Source organism: Geomonas sp. (genome assembly GCF_056994735.1).
In genome coordinates this window covers 1-17,161 of the sequence record NZ_JBXKJL010000230.1, presented here as the reverse complement: position 1 = coordinate 17,161, position 17,161 = coordinate 1, and the positions used below count along the sequence as shown (strand labels likewise).

Genomic DNA, 17,161 nt, shown 5'->3' with positions numbered 1-17,161 from the left:
AAAAAATGTCCCACCCGGTCGACACGGCGGGGTTGACATCGCCGTTCATATCAAGCGATGGAAACATCGACAGGTTTCTTGCAAACGTCTAACCTGAAAAAGTGTGTTAGACTTCTTCATCGTCCGGTCTACATGATTGCTTAGGCGTTGTTATGACTTTAGGTAAAGAGTTCATACGGTCTGCCGGGCAGGCCAGAGCAAGTAAGGCGGTCCTTTAACTGAGGCAGTCACGTAGGCGCAACGGGAAAGGAGGAAGGCATGACGGATCTGCAACCCGGGAAGATCAAGGAATTGAAAGGTGGCTTCACTGGTGAGATTCTTCTTCCGAGCGACGGGGCCTACGAAAGCGCGCGTAGGATCTGGAACGCGATGATTGACAAGCGCCCCGCGGTCATCGCTCGCTGCGCCACCACGTCGGACGTCGTCCGCGGGGTGAATTTCGCGAGGGACAACGGGCTCGTGCTCGCCGTTCGCGGCGGCGGGCACAACATCGCCGGCAATGCCATGTGCAACGGCGGGCTCGTGGTCGACCTTTCGAAGATGAAGGCTGCACGAGTTGACCCCGCCAGGCGCCGCGTCACCATCGAAGGCGGTGCCACGCTCGCGGACCTCGACGCTGCCACCCAGGCCCACGGCCTCGCCACGCCGGTCGGCATCAACTCCACTACCGGCATTGCCGGACTCACGCTCGGCGGGGGCTTCGGCTGGCTCAGTCGCAAGTACGGCATGACCGTTGACAACCTCGAGTCCGCCGAGGTCGTGACTGCGGCGGGTGAGGTGGTGCGTGCCAGCGCCACCGAGAACCCCGACCTCTTTTGGGCTCTCCGGGGCGGCGGCGGCAACTTCGGCGTGGTCACCCGCTTCGAATTCCGGCTCCACCCCGTCGGCCCCGACGTGCTGAGTGGACTCATCGTGTACCCGATCTCTGAGGCGAAGTCGGTGCTGCATCAGTACCGCGATTTCATGGCCAAGGCGCCGGAGGAACTCTCGGTGTGGACTGTACTGCGCCAAGCGCCGCCACTGCCGTTTCTCTCCGAGACTGTCCACGGAAAAGAGATGATTGCGCTCGCGCTGATCTATACCGACAATCCGAAGCAGGGTGAGCCGCTCATCGAACCGCTGCGCAAGTTCGGCACCTGCTGGGGGGAACAGGTCGGCGTCCAGCCCTACGCCGCCTGGCAGCAGACCTTCGACCCTCTGCTCACCCCCGGTGCCCGCAATTATTGGAAGTCCCATAATTTCACGACGCTCAAGGACGAGCTCTTCGACACCGTCTGCGAGTACAGCAACAAGCTGCCGTCACCTCAATGCGAGATCTTCTTCGGCGCCCTCGGCTGTGCCACAACACGTCCGGCCCCCGACTCCACGGCATACGCCCACCGCGACGCCCAGTTCGTGATGAACTTCCACGGACGTTGGGAGGATCCGGCCGACGACCAGCGCTGCATCGGCTGGGCACGAGACTTCTTCAAAGCTTCGGCCCCCTTTGCCAGCGGCAGCGTCTACGTCAATTTCCTCTCCGCCGACGAAGGCGAGCGCGTCCCCTCCGCCTATGGCCCGAACTATGATCGTCTCGCCCAAGTGAAGCGCAAGTACGATCCGGACAACCTGTTCCACATGAACCAGAACATAAAACCTGCCTAGTCCGCGCTGGAGACAGAATCGACTTCACCTGAGGCCCTTATCGGGGATCCAGATTTCACGTCGTTTGGGAGCTGGATTCCCGATCAGAACCGCTTCGGGAATGACAGTTTGGAAGCTGGCGGAAGATTGGCAATCAGGAGACACTTTGAGATAATCTTCACGATGGATTTCCACCCGATGACGGCTTCGGAACTGAATCCAGAGTCAGCCCTGCTGCATCACCCACCGCATTAGCAAACCCTATAAATTCAATCCCGAAAACATTGAACCTACTAAAGGCGCAAAGAGTGCCAAGGGGATCTCAAAGTCCTTAACTAAAGTACATCTCCCTCCTACGCGAAAGCCATTGCCACAGGAGCGCCGCATCAAAAAATCAGCCTGTATATAGTATAATGCGATCATACCGAGAAGGACGATCTGCCGGCGATCGTATGAGAGGTGGGTTGCCCTTCAGGTCGTCAGCTCTGCGATGGAGGAACGGGCATGAAGTATACCTCGGATACTTCGAAGATTTTTAACCGGTATGATATCCGTATCGAGGTGACGCCACAGAAAGCACGCACCGTTTCCCGAGACGAACTCCTGCAAAAAGTGGTCGATTGCCTGGTCGAGGGCGATGAGGAGGGGATCGAGGATGTGGTGCAGAAGGTCCTGGAGACAAACGATCCGCGGCACGTCATCAATGATGTCCTGATTCCGGGGATGAACGAAGTCAGCCGTCTCTGGGAAGAGGGTGTCTACTTCCTCCCCCAGGTCATTTTATCCTCCGATGCCATGTTTGCCGGCATTGCCTTGTGTGAGAAGAAGATGGGCAAGGCCATCGAAAAGAAGGCCAAGGTGGTGACCCACACCGCGGAAGGGGACATCCACGATATCGGCCAGGTGATCGTCAACGCGCTCCTCAACGCCGCCGGATTCGAAGTAATCAACCTGGGGGCGGATGTGCCGGTCGACGAGGTGGTGGAGGCCTGCAAGGTTCACAAGCCGATCATGCTTTCCGGAACGGCGTTGATGACCACGACCATGACGGCATTCCCCCGGATTGCGGCAAAACTGCGCCAGTTGGATCTCAACATCCCCTTTGTCTGCGGAGGCGGGGCGGTCAACGAGGAATTCGTGACGAGCTTCGATCTCGGCATCTGGGGCAAGGAGGCGGGTCAGGCCCCCGCGATGGCCGAGGATGCCCTGCAAGGACTCGGCTGGGCGGAGATGCGCGCCAAATGGAACCGCTAACGATCGGAGGATGCATATGAAACTGACGGATTCGATGGCGTACGGCAGCCCCGAGGAAATGATCTTCGGAACGGCCAGGTACCCGGTCACGACGAAACGCGGCCTGACGATCGGCGGCGGCCAGGTGATTCCCGAACTTGTTCCCCATCCCCGGCCCGGCAGCGAGAAGGATCTCAAGTCCTTGCTGCGCGAATTCGAGCGCGCCAACAACGATGCGCTGGAGAGGTGCGTGGTCGTGGGGCATCCGGCCATCGTCATCGAAAACGAACACGTCTTCCAGATGACCCATAACGCCGGTTGGGGAAGGGAGCTTGCCGCGCAAACGGCCTCCCAACTGGACGAATACCGGGAGAGATACGGACTGAAGGCCGCGTCCCGTACCACCATCGCCGACATACGCAAGCCGGAGATGGTGGACATGAGAAATTCGGACCGCACCCGCGAGGTGCTGGAATCGTTTGAGGCCTGCGCCCATCATGCGGATATCCTCTCCATCGAGTCGATGGGGGGCAAGGAAATATCCGACTATTCAATCATCAGGAACGACATCACCGGACTCCTCTTTGCGCAGGCGGTTCTGGGCGGCCGGGATATGGCGTGGCTGTGGCCCCGCATCGTGGACATAGCCGGTAAACACGGTTGCATCGCCGGCGGCGACACCGATTGCTCCCAGGCCAACACCGCCATGTTCATGGCTGGCGGCTTTACTTCCAAAGACGTTCCCCATACCCTGGCCGCCTTGAGCAGGGCCATCAGCGTGAGCCGCTCCCTGGTCGCCTATGAATGCGGCGCGGTTGGCCCGGGCAAGGACTGCGGCTATGAAAACCCCATCATCAAGGCCATTACCGGAATACCCATTTCCACCATCGGCAAGAGCGGCGCCTGCGCCATCATGAGCCTGTGCGGCAACGTCATGGGCGCCGTCTGCGATCTCTGCTCCAATGAAGCCGTCGAATACCACGACATGTTCGGCGGCAGCACCGCTGCCGTTTTCGCCGAAATCCTGGGGTACGACGCTGCAGCCATGAACGCAGCGGTCGAACTCGGTTTCCAGAAGCAATACCAGGCATGCCTGGTAAATTCCGACCGCTACCGCAGTCCCCACGGCTTCATCCTCTGCCCGGACAACGCCTGGACCATAGGCAAGGCGGTTGTCGATAACAATGAAAGCCTGTATGCGCGGGGACGAGCGGCCGCCATCACCTGTGGGGAGCTGATGCTGGGAGACCCCCGGTTGGAATTCACCGCCTTCGAGAACGAGTCGCTGCAAGGGTATATGAAAGAACTGGCATCGCTGCCGGAGAAGGAAGAAGACTTCATCGACCTCTGCCTGAACAAGTTCGGAAGGGTGAAAGGGTTCAGGCCGGCCTCCTATGGATTGTAAGTTGTTGCACGGAGGAACGCTTGGCCGGGACAGGCACCGGTGCCTGCCCCGAGGAGGATGTTGAAGCAGGAGCACCTATGTCTCGCCTGGCAATAGCCATGGATGTGGGGAGCAGCGGCTTGCGCGCGCAGGCCCTTGACCTCTTTTCCGGGAAGATCGTTTCCTCCGCAATCACCACAAGGCATCCCCTGCCGGGGGCCAATGTCATGGACCATCTCCACTTCGCGCTGGAAGTGGGGGTGGCGACAGCGAACAGCATCCTGGTCGAGGCGATCAACCGGGTCATCGCGGGACTTCGCGTTCCGGCGGAAGAGGTGGAGCGCTTCGCGCTCTGCGGCAACCCCATCCAGCTCTCCCTGTTCCAGGGGATAGAGATCCGGGACCTTGCCTATGCCGGAGCGCGCAAACTGGCGGCCCTCGGGGTCGTCCCCCCGGAACGGGAGGGAGCAGTCGTGGCGGCGTCGACCATTGCCGGATTGCATCTCCCCGGCCGGTGCGAGGTGATCATCCCGCCGGCGGTCCGCCACGAAGTCGGAGCGGATGCCCTGGCCATGTTGATTCAGACCGGCATGCTGGAAAAGGACGAGACCTCGCTGGCAACCGACTTCGGCACCAATGCGGAAGTGGCGCTCTTTCACGAGGGGCGCGTGATCACCGGTTCCACGGCGGCCGGGCCGGCCCTCGAGGGGCAGCAGATCACCTGCGGCATGCTGGCGTCTCCCGGGGCCGTTTCCGACCTGGAACCGGAGCCTCCCCATCATCGGCTCCTCCTGCTCGATGCCGAGATGCTTCCCGTGCAGGGGGCGCTGATAGATCTCGCGGAGAAGGGTATTATTGGGGACGGGGAGAGGCCGGTGCCGGTCGGGATTACCGGCACCGGCACCATTGCCGTCATCAGCCAGGCGATGGAGGCGGGGCTGGTCGCTCTGCCGCACATCACGACACCGGACGGCAAACTGCACCTGGGAGAGGATATCTTCCTCACCGAAGAAGACCTCGCCGAGGCGGGCAAGGCCTTCGGTGCCGTGCGGGCAGGCCACATCACCCTTTGCGGGGAAGCCGGCATCTCGCCCGACGACATCCGAACCGCTTACATGTCCGGCGCTTCGGGCACCTATGTCGATGCGCTCAAGGCACGCAAGCTCGGCCTGATCCCCTCCGGGGTAAAGACGGTCTACCAGGTGGGAAACACCTCGCTGGCAATGGCCAGAGACCTGGCAACCGATCCGCAAGCCCTCGACATGATGGCCCGCCTGGCAGAGAAACTCCAAGAGAGCCACTGCATGTTCGCGACCTCGAAGACCTTTAAACAACTCTACATCCTGGAGCTTTCCTACTGGACCGAAGGGATGCCGATCTCCCAATACCGGAGATTTCTCAAAAAGTACGGATTACCGGATCTGTTGCCGGGGGAGGGGACGCCGACGGTCATCAGAACCGTCCCCAGGGATATAAGCGATCTCGGCAGCCTGGGACTCGAGACCATCACGGATATCGGCAGGGTGGTGACGATGGCCGTGGAAGGGTGCATATCCTGTCTAAGGTGCATCAGGGAATGCCCCGGGAAGGCCCTCTCGATGGCTGCCGACGCCGAACCGGGAACCATCGCCCTGGATGAATCGTTGTGCCACGGCGTGGCATGCAGGCGCTGTGAACGGGTCTGCCCGGTCAAGGTGTTCAACCTGAACCGGTTTTTCAATCACGACAAGCCGAAGGACCGGTAAGAGGGGGATGACCCGCCCCATCGGCTGTCAGTTAAGGACATCGCCATGGCAGTACTCGCAATCCTCACCTGCGAAATCCTGGAGCTTGAATTCGCCCATCTGCTGACCACGGACCCGGAGGTGGCCGGGGTCACGGTGCTGGAAGACGCCAGGTCGGCCCGACTCATCGAGCTCCTAGAGTCGAAGGGACTCCGGAACCTGCGGCGGATCCCCCATATCAGAAGCTATACCCCCGAACCGGCGGAGCAACTGGAGGTCGTGATTCGCGTGATGGAACTGGGGCTGCACCGGAAGAGGAAAGTCCTGCAGCAGGCCCTCAGGGCTGCGGCGCGCGAGCTGGGACGCCACGCGGACGCATTGCTCCTCGGCTACGGGTTATGCGGCAACGCCCTCGGCAACCCGGAGGAGTTGCTGGAGCTCGACATCCCGGTCTTCATCCCCTGGGACGAGGGGCATCCGGTGGACGACTGTATCGGTCTGCTGATCGGCGGGAGGAAATGCTACTATGCCGAACAGTGCAAAACGCCCGGGACTTTCTTCATGACCCCCGGCTGGGCCTGCCACTGGAGACAGATGTTCGCGGGGTCTCACGGTGCGGCCGAGGACGCCCTGAAGAGGGTGTTCGCCGGCTATGAGCGCTCTCTTCTGATCGTAACGCCGGTCATGCACGAGGATGAGATGAAACGCCGTTCCGAGGAGTTTAGCCGGTTGCTCGGGTTACGTGTCGAAACACGGCAGGGGACACTGGATCTTCTCACCGAAACCTGGAACTCCGCCAAGGGCGCCGCTCTGAAGGCCGCGGCGGATTCGGGCGCACGCCATGCGCCTTTGCACCAAGGGAATAATCATGGCAATCACTAAAAGGGATCTCGCTTCTCTCCCCTTAATCCATGAAGGTTCCCACAGCCTGATCTACCGCCTGGACACCGGCAGTTACGGAAAGCCGGTCGTCATCAAGCTCCTGAAGCACATGTACGCCGAACCCCGCGAGATCATCCGCTTCGCCAACGAATACAATGTGACAAAAGATCTTGCTATCCACGGGGCTCGCCGCGCCTGCGACAGCATCACCATCGACGGCCTGCCGGCGCTCGTCCTTGAATATTTTGAAGGAGAAACACTCGGGGCCACGTTCGTGGATGAGCGCAGGACCCTGACGGAGGTACTGGAGATAGCGATCTCCATCGCCCAGATACTGGATGACCTTCATCGCCGCAACATCATTCACCGAAATATCAGCAGTTCCAATATCCTGGTCGATCGCACGCGGCGGAGCGCGACACTCATCGATTTCGGCATCGCCTCGCAGGGGAGCCCGAAAACCGGCCGGGCGGAGAGCCCCGACATGCTGGAGGGCTCGCTCCACTATATCTCCCCGGAACAGACCGGCAGGATGAACCGCTCCGTTGACTACCGCACCGACCTGTATTCCCTGGGTGTCGTCCTGTACGAAATCCTCACCGGCAAATTACCGTATGAAACGGCCGATGCGGCTGAACTCGTCCATTGCCACCTGGCCCGAAACCCGACACCACCTTGCGAGACCGACCGGTCGATCCCCGCCGCGCTTTCGGATATCGTGCTGAAGCTGATGGCAAAAAGCCCCGAAGACCGGTACCAGTCCGCTTACGGCCTGAAATCGGACCTGGAAAAGTGCTTGGCGCAATTGAGGAAGACGGGCGCCATACAAAGCTTTGAACTGGCAGGGGAGGATTTTTCCAGGACATTCCGGATTCCGCAGAAACTGTACGGGAGAGAACCGGAACTGGAAATTTTACGAACGTCTCTTGAACGGGTGCGCGGCGGGAAGGCCGAGGTCCTGCTCCTTGCCGGGGAGGCGGGGGTCGGGAAATCGGCCCTGATCGTGGAATTCCAGCGGCTTGCCGTCGACAGCGGGGCCATCTTCATAACGGGTAAACACAACGAATATCAACACAACGTCCCTTATCACGCGCTGATCCAGGCGTTTACCGGGCTTGTGAACCTGATGCTGACGGAAAGTGTCGAGCAATTGGCCCAATGGAAGACGCGGATAACGCAGGCGGTCGGGACGAGTGGCGCCCTGCTGATCGAGCTGATCCCGCGACTGGAACTGATCATCAGCAAAGAGCTTCCCCCCAGGGAGCCGGGGCCTGCCGGAGCGCAGCTTCAGTTTCACCAGGCGTTTCAGAACTTCGTCCGGGCCATTGCCCGGAAGGAAGGTCCTCTCATCATATTTATCGACAATATGCAGTGGGCGGATGATGCCTCGCTCACCCTCTTCAAATCGCTGATGGCCGGCCCGGAAAATCACTTCCTGTTGTTCATCGGCGCCTATCGGGACGACGAGACAGGCCCGGCCCGTCCCTTGACGATGGCCATCGAGGCCTTGAAACGGCTCAACGCGGTCGTCACTACCGTGCACCTGCAGAATCTTTCCTGCGATGCGGTGAACACCCTGGTCTCGGAAACCCTGAAGTGTGAACCGGCCCATGCCCGCCCCCTGGCGGAGCTGGTCTATGAGAAAACGCGAGGGAACCCCCTTTTCGCTCTCCAGTTTTTGCAGTCGTTGCATGACGAAGACCTGCTGGTCTTCAATTCGGATCTGAGGCGATGGGAATGGGACAACGGGCAGATCCGGAAAGTGGAGATTACCGGCAGCGTCGCCACGCTTACCATGCAAAAAATCGGGAAATTGCCGAAAAAGTCGCAGGAACTGCTGTCCCTGGCGGCATGCATCGGAAGCAGCTTTGCCGTGGGAACCCTGGCGGCGGTTGCCGGACAACCGGTTGAGGAGACCCTGGATACTTTGTCGGAGGTGGCCGAAGAAGGACTGCTCCTCCCCCTGGACTACCAGGAGCCGCCAATCGGAAGTCGTTTCGAATTTCCCCACGACAGGGTGCGCAAGGCATGCTATTCCCTCATCCCCAGGAGGGAGAGGAAATCGGTCCACCTTAAAATCGGGCGATTGCACCTGGGGGAGATGCAAGGGGCCGAGGTGGAAGAGAGGGTATTCGACATAGCGGATCACTTCAATGAAGGGTTTCAATACCTCAAAGACGGGCAGGAAAAAGTGAGGCTGGCGGAGTTGAACCTCGTCGCCGGACGCAAGGCGAAAAGAGCGGCGGCTTACCAGGCGGCCATCTGGTATCTGAGCATGGGGATAGGGATGTTGCCGGCGGACAAATGGGAGCGGCACTACAACCTGGCCCTCGCCCTGTTCATGGAAGCCGTGGAAGCCGAATACCTGTGCGGCAACTTCGAAAGGGGGGACTTGCTCTCCTCGGAAGTCATGAGTCATGTCACGGATATCCTGACGAGGATCAAGATCTACGAATTGAAGATCATATTCCATGGGGCGCAAGGTCGTGATGCCGAGGCCCTTGTCGCCGGGTATGGAGCACCGGGAGAGCCCTCCGCGGAAACGGAGGCCATGAGATCATACGTTGAAGAACTGGGCAAGGAACTCCTTCTTCTGGTCAAGGAAAAACCGGCTTCGCTGGATACGGAGGCCATCATCAAGGCCTCGCACATGCTCTCGGAGGAAATCCACCTTGAGCTGCTGCTCGACAAGCTGATGCGCATCGTGATCGAAAATGCGGGGGCTGAAAAAGGGATCCTCATAGAGAACAGGAACGGGATGCTGCTCATTCAGGCGAAAGGCGAGGTAGGTCACGAGCGGATCGAAACGATGCAGGAAACACCGCTGCAACAAAGCGGGGAACTCCCCCTTTCCGTCGTGCACTACGTGGCCCGAACCCAGACACCCGTCGTGTCGAATGATGCCTTTCGTGACAGCAGCTACGCCGCCGACCAGTACATCAGCGAACACCGGACGAAGTCTCTGCTCTGCCTGCCGATCGTCCACAAGGGTAATCTCAGCGGGCTCTTATATCTGGAAAACAATCTGACCACCAACGCCTTCACACCGGACCGGCTGGAACTGCTGAAGGCACTGTCTTCCCAGGCAGCCATTTCCATGGAGAATGCCGCTCTCTATGCCGACCTGGAAAAGACCATCAGAGAGGTCAAGGAGGCAGAAGAGACCCTGCGAAAGAGCGAGGAGGAACTGAAAAGACACCGCGACCATCTGGAAGAGCTGGTGCGGGAACGAACTGCGGAACTGATGGTTGCCAAGGAACGGGCCGAAGTGGCCAGCCAGGCCAAGAGCACCTTCCTCTCCAGCATGAGCCATGAGTTGCGCACCCCCCTAAATGCGATTCTTGGTTATGCCCAGATCCTCAAGCGCCAGGACAACCTGACCGAAACGCAACGGCAACAACTGGAAATCATGCGCACCAGCGGCGAGCACCTCCTCAGGCTCATCAACGACGTCCTGGATGCAGGGAAGATCGAGGCGCAGAAAATGGAACTCGAGGAGGTTTCGTTCGACTTGCCCGCCCTCCTCCGGCAAGTCTTCAACATTACGAGAATAAAGGGAGAGGAAAAGGATCTGGTCTTCAGGTATGAAGAGATTTCGCAGATGCCGGGACATGTGCGGGGGGATGAACGCAAGCTCAAGCAGATCCTGCTGAACCTGTTGAGCAACGCCTTCAAATATACCCGAAGGGGAAGTGTCACCCTGCGGGCCGGCTATGACCGGGGGGGCAACGGGCTGTTCCGGTGCGAGGTTGTGGACACCGGCGTCGGGATTGCTCCGGACAAGCTGGAATCGATTTTCGACCCCTTCACACAACTTACCACCGAGGGGCAGGCCCGCGAAGGAACAGGCCTCGGGCTGACCATTACCAAACAGCTGACGGCTTTGATGGGGGGCAACCTGGCAGTGGAGAGCGAGCCCGGTAAAGGGAGCATCTTCCGCCTTGAAGTGGCCCTGCCGGAGGTGCCCGAGGGAGAGATGGTCGCGGAGAAGGCGGAGCGCACCATTACCGGTTACAAGGGACGGCGCAGGAGCATCCTCGTCGTCGACGATGACGTGGCAAGTCTCTCCATGCTGGTCTCGCTGCTGGAACCGCTCGGGTTCCGGGTCGCCACGGCGGACCGCGGCGAAGAGGCGCTGCTCCTGGGGGCGAAGGAGAGGCCGGACCTCATGCTGCTCGACCTGGCGATGCCTGGAATGGACGGGCTCGCCGTGGTGCGGGAACTGAAGCGGCGCAAGCTTGATCAGCTAAGGATAATCGGCATCTCTGCCACGGTTTCCGACAGCGCCCAGAAGGAGGCGTTCATTGGCGAGTGCCATGACTTCCTGCCGAAACCGGTCAGTCTGGATGAACTCCTGGAGAGGATCCAGGCGCAGCTCGGCATCGACTGGCTGATAGCCGAACATGGGACCGAGGCCGTGCCTCCAGGAGGCACGGCGCCCGCCGGAGAGATCCTCATTCCGCCTATCGAGGAGCTGGAGGAACTGCACGAGCTTGCCCAACTCGGCGATTTGCGGAAAATCAAGGCGTGGGCCGTTGCGCTGGAAGAAAAGGATATACGTTACGAACCCTTCGCCCGAAAGCTTTGGGCACTGGCAGCGGGGTTCAAGGCAAAGGCAGTGTTGGCGCTCGTGGAGCAGCATCTGGGGAAAGTGCCGGAGGATTGACCTATTCAGTAACGAAACGGCAGATGCCAGTCCCACAGGCCGAGCATGGTAACAATCAACAGATGTCCCGATCTCCTGAACAGGGGAGAGCGAATTCACGATTACTAGGATTACTTCCATGTCCCGTCTGACGGCACTATCCATCCGATCGTTGCTGCTGCTGATCACCTTCGTGGTTGCCCTCCCCGCAGCGGGTATCATTCTCTATTCGGGGATTCAATTCCGCAATACGATGCTCGATCAGGCCCGCATGGAGACCGTCAGGCTTTCCGATAGAATTGCCAGCGAGCAGCAGAACCTGGTTGCCGGCGCCGGGCAGTTGATGACCGCCTTGGCCCAACTCCCCGAGGTCAAAGAGCGTGACGCCGTCAGGGTCGAGCCGATCCTGCGCGAGCTGCTCAAGCTTAACCCCATGTATTCGAACATCACCATCGCGGATCTGAAGGGTGCCGTCTGGGCTGCGGCACGCACGACGAAGCCTCCCTATGTCGTTTCCGACCGCCGCTACTTCCTGAATGCCCTGGCGACAGGACAACTGTCATCCGGCGAATACATCGTCAGCCGCGCCACTGCCAAGCCGACCTTTAACTTAGCCTATCCTCTGAAGGACTACCATGGCGCGATCATCGGGGTGATCAGTGTGAGCTTCGGCATCGAACGATATCGACAGCTGCTGGAGCGCATGCATTTGCCTACCCGAACAAGTTTCATCCTCCTCGACCACCGGGGTGTGATCCTGTACAGAGCACTCACCCCGGAACGGTACATCGGAAAACCTTATCCGGCCGACGAATTCCGAAAGATGAAGGAGGGGCCGGAGACAGGGACCGCCTTCAGATTAGGCCTGCAAGGAGATAAGCGGGTCATCTCCTACCGGAAGCTGCACCTCGAGGGGGAGCAGACACCCTACATGTACGTGACGGCAGGAATCCCGCTGGAGGCGGTCACTCGCGAAGCCAACAGGTCGCTCACCTACAGCGTGGTAATTTTTACCTCGTTTCTGCTGGTGGCATGTGTCATTGCTCTTCAGATCGGCAAACGTGCCATAGTGGACCGTTTCAGGATGCTGGAGGCTGCCACGCAACGGCTGGCAGGCGGAGATCTGCAGGTCAGGGTTTCCAATCTGGTCGTTGGGGGGGAACTCGGGAGGCTAGGGGAAACTTTCGACGCCATGGCAGTCGAGCTTGCCAAGCGTGAAACCGAGCGTTTGAAGGCTGAGGAACAACGTGACCAGCTGATATCTATGCTGGCGAACGCCAATCAGGAGTTGGAGGCGTTCAATTATACGGTTGCCCATGATCTGCGCCAACCATTGAACTCTTTGAGCAGCTACTGCCAGGTAATCGACAAGCTATGCGGGAACCAACTCGATGGTGATTGCAAGGGATATGTCCGGGATGCCTACAACACCACCTTGCGAATGAATGGCCTGGTCGAAGCTCTGTTGAATTTCTCGCGCATGGGCCAAGTAGAACCGCACCGAGAGATGTTTGACATTTCCATGGTGGCTCAGGAGGTGTCCCTGTCGTTGAAAGCTGCCGAGCCCGAGCGCCAGGTTGAATTCCGCATCGCCTCCGGGATCGAGGCAAATGGCGATGCTAACCTGCTACGGGCAGTCTTGGACAACCTCCTCGGCAATGCATGGAAGTACACCAGCATACGCGAGAAGGCCGTCATCGAATTCGGTGCAACGATCATCGACGGGGTGCTGACTTATTTCGTCAAGGACAACGGAGCCGGGTTCGACATGACGGACGCCGGCAAACTCTTCGCCCCTTTCCAGCGCCTCCCTGGTGTCGAAAAACAGAAAGGCTTCGGAATCGGTCTCGCAACGGTGGAGCGGATCATCCGGCGGCATGGCGGCAAGGTTTGGGCGGAGGGAGAGCCAGGCAAGGGGGCGTGCTTCTACTTCACCCTTTCCGCGGCCTGAGTTACAACGGCGGCGCTCCGCCCCCCGGGCGGTCAACAGAGTATGAAACGCTGGACGGCCCCTCATACTGCAAAAGGGCCGGTCACAATGACCGGCCCTTTTGTCGTTCTGAAACAGATATGTCGTCGGAGCAAAAAGCGGCTCCAGGTCCCCCGGAGAAACCGGGGGGACGCGAACCTAGTCGCCGCGCCCTTCCCTGCGATCACGGCGCTCCTCTTTTTCAAAGCGCTTTTCCTCTTTGCGTTGCTCTTTTTCGAAACGCCTGTCTTCCTTCTCAAACCGCTTCTCTTCCTTACGCTGTTCCTTCTCAAACCTCTTATCTTCCTTGCGCCGCTCCTTCGCCTCCCTGTGCTGCGCCTTCCACTGTTCCTTGTCGGAGCGGAACTGCCTGCCGCGGTAATGGTCGCGGTCACGGTTGTAGATCACGTACTCCCTGGTGCGGCATTCCCGAATCCGCTCCAACCGCTGGCGGCGCAACGGACGAGGCAGATCCCGGTACCTCTGTGCCACCCATGGTCCACGACTGCTGGGCGCCCGGAGCCAGCGCCCGTCACGAAAGAGGAAGTAGCTGCTGTCCATATAGAACAGATCGTACGGGACCCCCACCGCCACGTAAAAACCGAGGGAGTCCGGGTAGACGAACTGGATATCCTGTTCGACGGTGATCGGTTCTACGGGCGGCGCGTAGGCAGGGGGCGCTACGTAAACAGGTGGCGGAGGCGCCACGACCACCTGCCGTTGCGGCTCACCGACGTTGATGTTTACATTGACCCCAACTCCCGCAAATGCAGCGTGCGCACTGAAAGTCAGGATTGCTGCAGACAGCAGCAGAACTGGTTTCCCTAAGGTCTTCAAAGGTATCATTTTTCCTCCTCGTTTTGGCTCTAAACGTCCTGGTAAAGTGGGTTTGCAGGTCAAGGCCAAGGCCCCTAATGGGGGAGCCAGGCAAAAAAAAACGGGTTGCCGAAAAATCATATAGATAATGATATTTCGGCAACCCGGCTGTCTTCTGGAGACCCAATAGGCTTTCCGCCCCATCCTCGCGGATGGTTTAGTATTATCGTGTATCGTCAATTGTAGGCCGGGACCCAGCCATTTCGACCTCGTCCGGCGTCAGCGTAGCGACAGTTCCGCGATGCTCCACAAGCTTTTACCCCATCCCCTGGATCAAGTCAAATTATTTGGATCCACGCAGCCCCGGGGACGTTGTTAAGATTTCAATATTCTAATGTTCCACAGGAACTCGCGGCAATTGTCTCCCCCGCGGGCGGAATGCCGCCTGACCGCATTGACAACACCGGGTGGTGTGCAGACGCCGATCATGCTCCCGGTAAAGGTCCGCCTTTCCGTCATAGCAGGTAGGGTTAGCAGGAAGATCCTCTTGCCATATCGGCTGCCGACTCGGTCGAAGATGGCTGTGATTCGCATGGTCCTGGAGCCTAGTAAATCTCGACAGGGTCCTTCCTTTTGTGTACAAACCACCAGTAGATCAGGTTGCTTGGTAGGCCTTGTGGCAGGTAGGCGTTGGGGGGGCAGAAGAACCGCTTGAAAATCTTCGGAAGCGAATAGAAGTCCTGGTAGGTGTTCCAGAGACCTTCCACAACCTCTTTGGTCGTCATGTTCTTTGGGGTAAAGAGACACTCCATTCCCAAATAACGGTCTACTAAGGGGTTGATGATCCGTCCCTCTTCAGCCAGTTTGAGGCGCATGGGCGTACCTTCACGGGGGACCGGCGTATTGAAGAACACCATCGGTGCATTGAGCTGTTTCAGGAACTCCTTCGTTTGGGCAAAGATATCTCTGGTGTCCTCGTCCAGGCCGAGCATGAAGTTCAGTGAGTAGAAGATCTTTCTTTTCTCCAGCTCACGCAGCATCTCGATGTATTCCTCCACTTTGTTTTGCCCCTTGTTGATGGTCGAGAGGCTCCCATGGGAGATCGACTCGATGCCGATATTGACGTGGTAGACCCCAGCCTTGACGGCCAGGTCCAGCAATTCGGAATCATGCGCGGTATTTATGGTCCAAAGGCAACTCCACTTGACCTTGAGCGGTATCAGCGCCTTGAAAAGCTCCTTTGCATAGCTGTGAGATGAGGCGATGTTGTCGTCTACGATCTGTATTTTGCGTGTCGGAATCAGCTTGACGTCCTCAATGACTTCGCCCACGGGGCGATGACGATAGCGGGTGCCGTACACCAGCGGAACCTCGCAAAAGCTGCAGGCAAAAGGGCAGCCCCGGGTGGTCATGAGCGGCAGATAGGGGACGAGGTATTTTTTCCGGTCGAGAAGCTCCCAGCGGGGTACGGGCAGATTCTTCAGGTCGTGGTACTCCGCAGCGCGGTAGCGGCGCTTCATCTGTCCTCTGGAGAAATCATCCAGCAGCTCGGGCCAACTGTACTCGCCTTCCCCCTCCACCACCGCATCGCAATGTTCCAGGCACTCCTCCGGCATCAACGTGGCGTGGAACCCGCCTAGCACCACCGGTACGCCCCGCATCCTGAACTCCGCAGCGATCTGGTATGCGCGGTATGAAGTGGTGATGGTGGTGGTTATCCCGACTAAATCGTGCCCCCCGTCGTAGTTGATCTCGTCCATCCGATCGTCGATCAGGTCGACATCAATCCCCTTCGGGGTGAGCCCGGCCAGGTAGGGCAGCGTTAGCCCCATCATCCAGCGAATCCTGGATTTATAGGGGGTCCCATCAGAAAAGCAGGTTGTGGGCTGGATGAGAAGTATTCTCATATTCTCTACTCCTTGAAGAACCGGGACGTTGTTAAAATTTTAAGATTTTAATTTTAGCAGGAGATCGCGGCAATTCTCTCCCCTTACAATAGCTTCTCCCCTATCTGCTGCGAGAGTAACTCCGGCAGGAGTTATACCTACCAGGTTTGAAATAGCGACCCCGCTGTACCCCAGCTCCCTCAGAGCGAGATAACAAGCTACTGCACGAGCCTTGGAGATGCGCCGGCTTTTGTTTGGGTGGCACAGAGACGTCACCTCCAACTCAAATGCAGATGCCACCTCCTGAAGAAGGGTTGGCAGGGACATCTTCGGATCGGGGAGGTCTTCTTCCTGGTATCCCCATAGTTGTTCGACAAAAACTCCACTACCCAGGACCCTGGAATCACAAGATTCTTCACCTGGCTTACTTACAAGCAGGAACGGGTCTTTTATCATCCCCCTGCAATCGAACGCATCTCGACGGCCTGCGTCTACCGCCTCCATGACAAACGCTCGATACCTCTTCCTTGCCTGCACGGGATCATCCCCGAACCTCGACAGCACTTCCGATGTCACCTGACCGCAAAGTTCGGCTTCACCCATAAGGACTGCATGGCCGCTCCACCGGTACTTTTGGAGGGCATCTCCACCACTGACGAGGCCGGCCCTCAGGGGGTTGAGGTGGATGTACCTTATCAACTCCAGGAGATATGGTTCCTCCTCGCACACGATAGATTTATACCTGTTTTGGAAAAGATGGCCGACCCGCTTGTATCGAACATTGAAACCGAGTGCATAGCTGGTGAGAAGGCGGCGCATGAAGAAGGAGAGGTTCGTCTTTTGAGGGCGGAGCAGCAGGTGAAAATGATTACTCATCAAACACCACGCCAGGCAAGCTGTCTGAGTTTTGAGAAGGAGGTCGGAGAAGCGATCAACGAAGCGCCTGCGGTCTTGGTCATCGATGAAGATATCGCACTTCTCGATTCCCCGGACCATGAC

At 58.6% G+C, this 17,161-nt stretch carries 10 protein-coding genes and 1 riboswitch; of the genes, 7 read left to right on the top strand and 3 right to left on the bottom strand.

Features of this window, described 5'->3' with window-relative positions:
* The first annotated feature begins 258 nt into the window (after positions 1-258).
* The 7 genes from AC11W3_RS09945 to AC11W3_RS09915 all read left to right on the top strand — a co-directional run bounded on the left by AC11W3_RS09945 (position 259) and on the right by AC11W3_RS09915 (position 13,442).
* Positions 259-1,644 (top strand): FAD-binding oxidoreductase, encoded by a 1,386-nt coding sequence (locus tag AC11W3_RS09945; RefSeq protein ID WP_484092943.1) that lies wholly within the window; start codon positions 259-261, stop codon positions 1,642-1,644.
* A 483-nt stretch (positions 1,645-2,127) separates the two neighbouring features.
* Complete coding sequence (locus AC11W3_RS09940) at positions 2,128-2,877, top strand: cobalamin B12-binding domain-containing protein (RefSeq protein ID WP_484091273.1); 750 nt, start codon at positions 2,128-2,130, stop codon at positions 2,875-2,877.
* A gap of 16 nt (positions 2,878-2,893) precedes the next feature.
* Complete coding sequence (locus tag AC11W3_RS09935) at positions 2,894-4,261, top strand: methyltransferase MtaB domain-containing protein (protein ID WP_484092942.1); 1,368 nt, start codon at positions 2,894-2,896, stop codon at positions 4,259-4,261.
* A 77-nt stretch (positions 4,262-4,338) separates the two neighbouring features.
* Positions 4,339-5,985 (top strand): methylamine methyltransferase corrinoid protein reductive activase, encoded by a 1,647-nt coding sequence (locus AC11W3_RS09930; protein WP_484091271.1) that lies wholly within the window; start codon positions 4,339-4,341, stop codon positions 5,983-5,985.
* Between the two features lie 45 nt (positions 5,986-6,030).
* The gene (locus AC11W3_RS09925; RefSeq protein ID WP_484091270.1) at positions 6,031-6,846 is read left to right on the top strand and encodes a DUF1638 domain-containing protein; all 816 of its coding nucleotides are present in this window, start codon (positions 6,031-6,033) and stop codon (positions 6,844-6,846) included.
* Positions 6,833-11,512: an AAA family ATPase gene (locus tag AC11W3_RS09920; protein ID WP_484091269.1), complete on the top strand. Its 4,680-nt coding sequence runs from the start codon at positions 6,833-6,835 to the stop codon at positions 11,510-11,512. Before AC11W3_RS09925 ends, AC11W3_RS09920 begins: the two co-directional genes overlap by 14 nt.
* A 118-nt stretch (positions 11,513-11,630) precedes the next feature.
* Entirely contained in the window at positions 11,631-13,442 is a 1,812-nt protein-coding gene (locus AC11W3_RS09915; RefSeq protein WP_484091268.1) for an ATP-binding protein, read from the top strand.
* 177 nt (positions 13,443-13,619) lie between these two features.
* Here the strand turns inward: AC11W3_RS09915 and AC11W3_RS09910 are convergent, their stop codons facing one another.
* The 3 genes from AC11W3_RS09910 to AC11W3_RS09900 form a co-directional block, all read right to left on the bottom strand.
* Entirely contained in the window at positions 13,620-14,306 is a 687-nt protein-coding gene (locus tag AC11W3_RS09910) for a hypothetical protein (protein WP_484091267.1), read from the bottom strand.
* Positions 14,307-14,431: 125 nt separating this feature from the next.
* Positions 14,432-14,508: riboswitch (cyclic di-GMP riboswitch) on the bottom strand.
* A gap of 373 nt (positions 14,509-14,881) precedes the next feature.
* The gene (locus AC11W3_RS09905) at positions 14,882-16,183 is read right to left on the bottom strand and encodes a B12-binding domain-containing radical SAM protein (protein WP_484092941.1); all 1,302 of its coding nucleotides are present in this window, start codon (positions 16,181-16,183) and stop codon (positions 14,882-14,884) included.
* Positions 16,184-16,222: 39 nt separating this feature from the next.
* Positions 16,223-17,161: transposase (locus AC11W3_RS09900; protein WP_484092940.1), on the bottom strand; the 939-nt coding region annotated here is incomplete at its 5' end.

What these genes read in the sequence shown, in the direction of transcription:
- AC11W3_RS09945 (WP_484092943.1), top strand. Translation starts at nt 259, where the DNA reads ATGACGGATCTGCAACCCGGGAAGATCAAGGAATTGAAAGGTGGCTTC.
- AC11W3_RS09940 (WP_484091273.1), top strand. Translation starts at nt 2,128, where the DNA reads ATGAAGTATACCTCGGATACTTCGAAGATTTTTAACCGGTATGATATC.
- AC11W3_RS09935 (WP_484092942.1), top strand. Translation starts at nt 2,894, where the DNA reads ATGAAACTGACGGATTCGATGGCGTACGGCAGCCCCGAGGAAATGATC.
- AC11W3_RS09930 (WP_484091271.1), top strand. Translation starts at nt 4,339, where the DNA reads ATGTCTCGCCTGGCAATAGCCATGGATGTGGGGAGCAGCGGCTTGCGC.
- AC11W3_RS09925 (WP_484091270.1), top strand. Translation starts at nt 6,031, where the DNA reads ATGGCAGTACTCGCAATCCTCACCTGCGAAATCCTGGAGCTTGAATTC.
- AC11W3_RS09920 (WP_484091269.1), top strand. Translation starts at nt 6,833, where the DNA reads ATGGCAATCACTAAAAGGGATCTCGCTTCTCTCCCCTTAATCCATGAA.
- AC11W3_RS09915 (WP_484091268.1), top strand. Translation starts at nt 11,631, where the DNA reads ATGTCCCGTCTGACGGCACTATCCATCCGATCGTTGCTGCTGCTGATC.
- AC11W3_RS09910 (WP_484091267.1), bottom strand. Translation starts at nt 14,306, where the DNA reads ATGATACCTTTGAAGACCTTAGGGAAACCAGTTCTGCTGCTGTCTGCA.
- AC11W3_RS09905 (WP_484092941.1), bottom strand. Translation starts at nt 16,183, where the DNA reads ATGAGAATACTTCTCATCCAGCCCACAACCTGCTTTTCTGATGGGACC.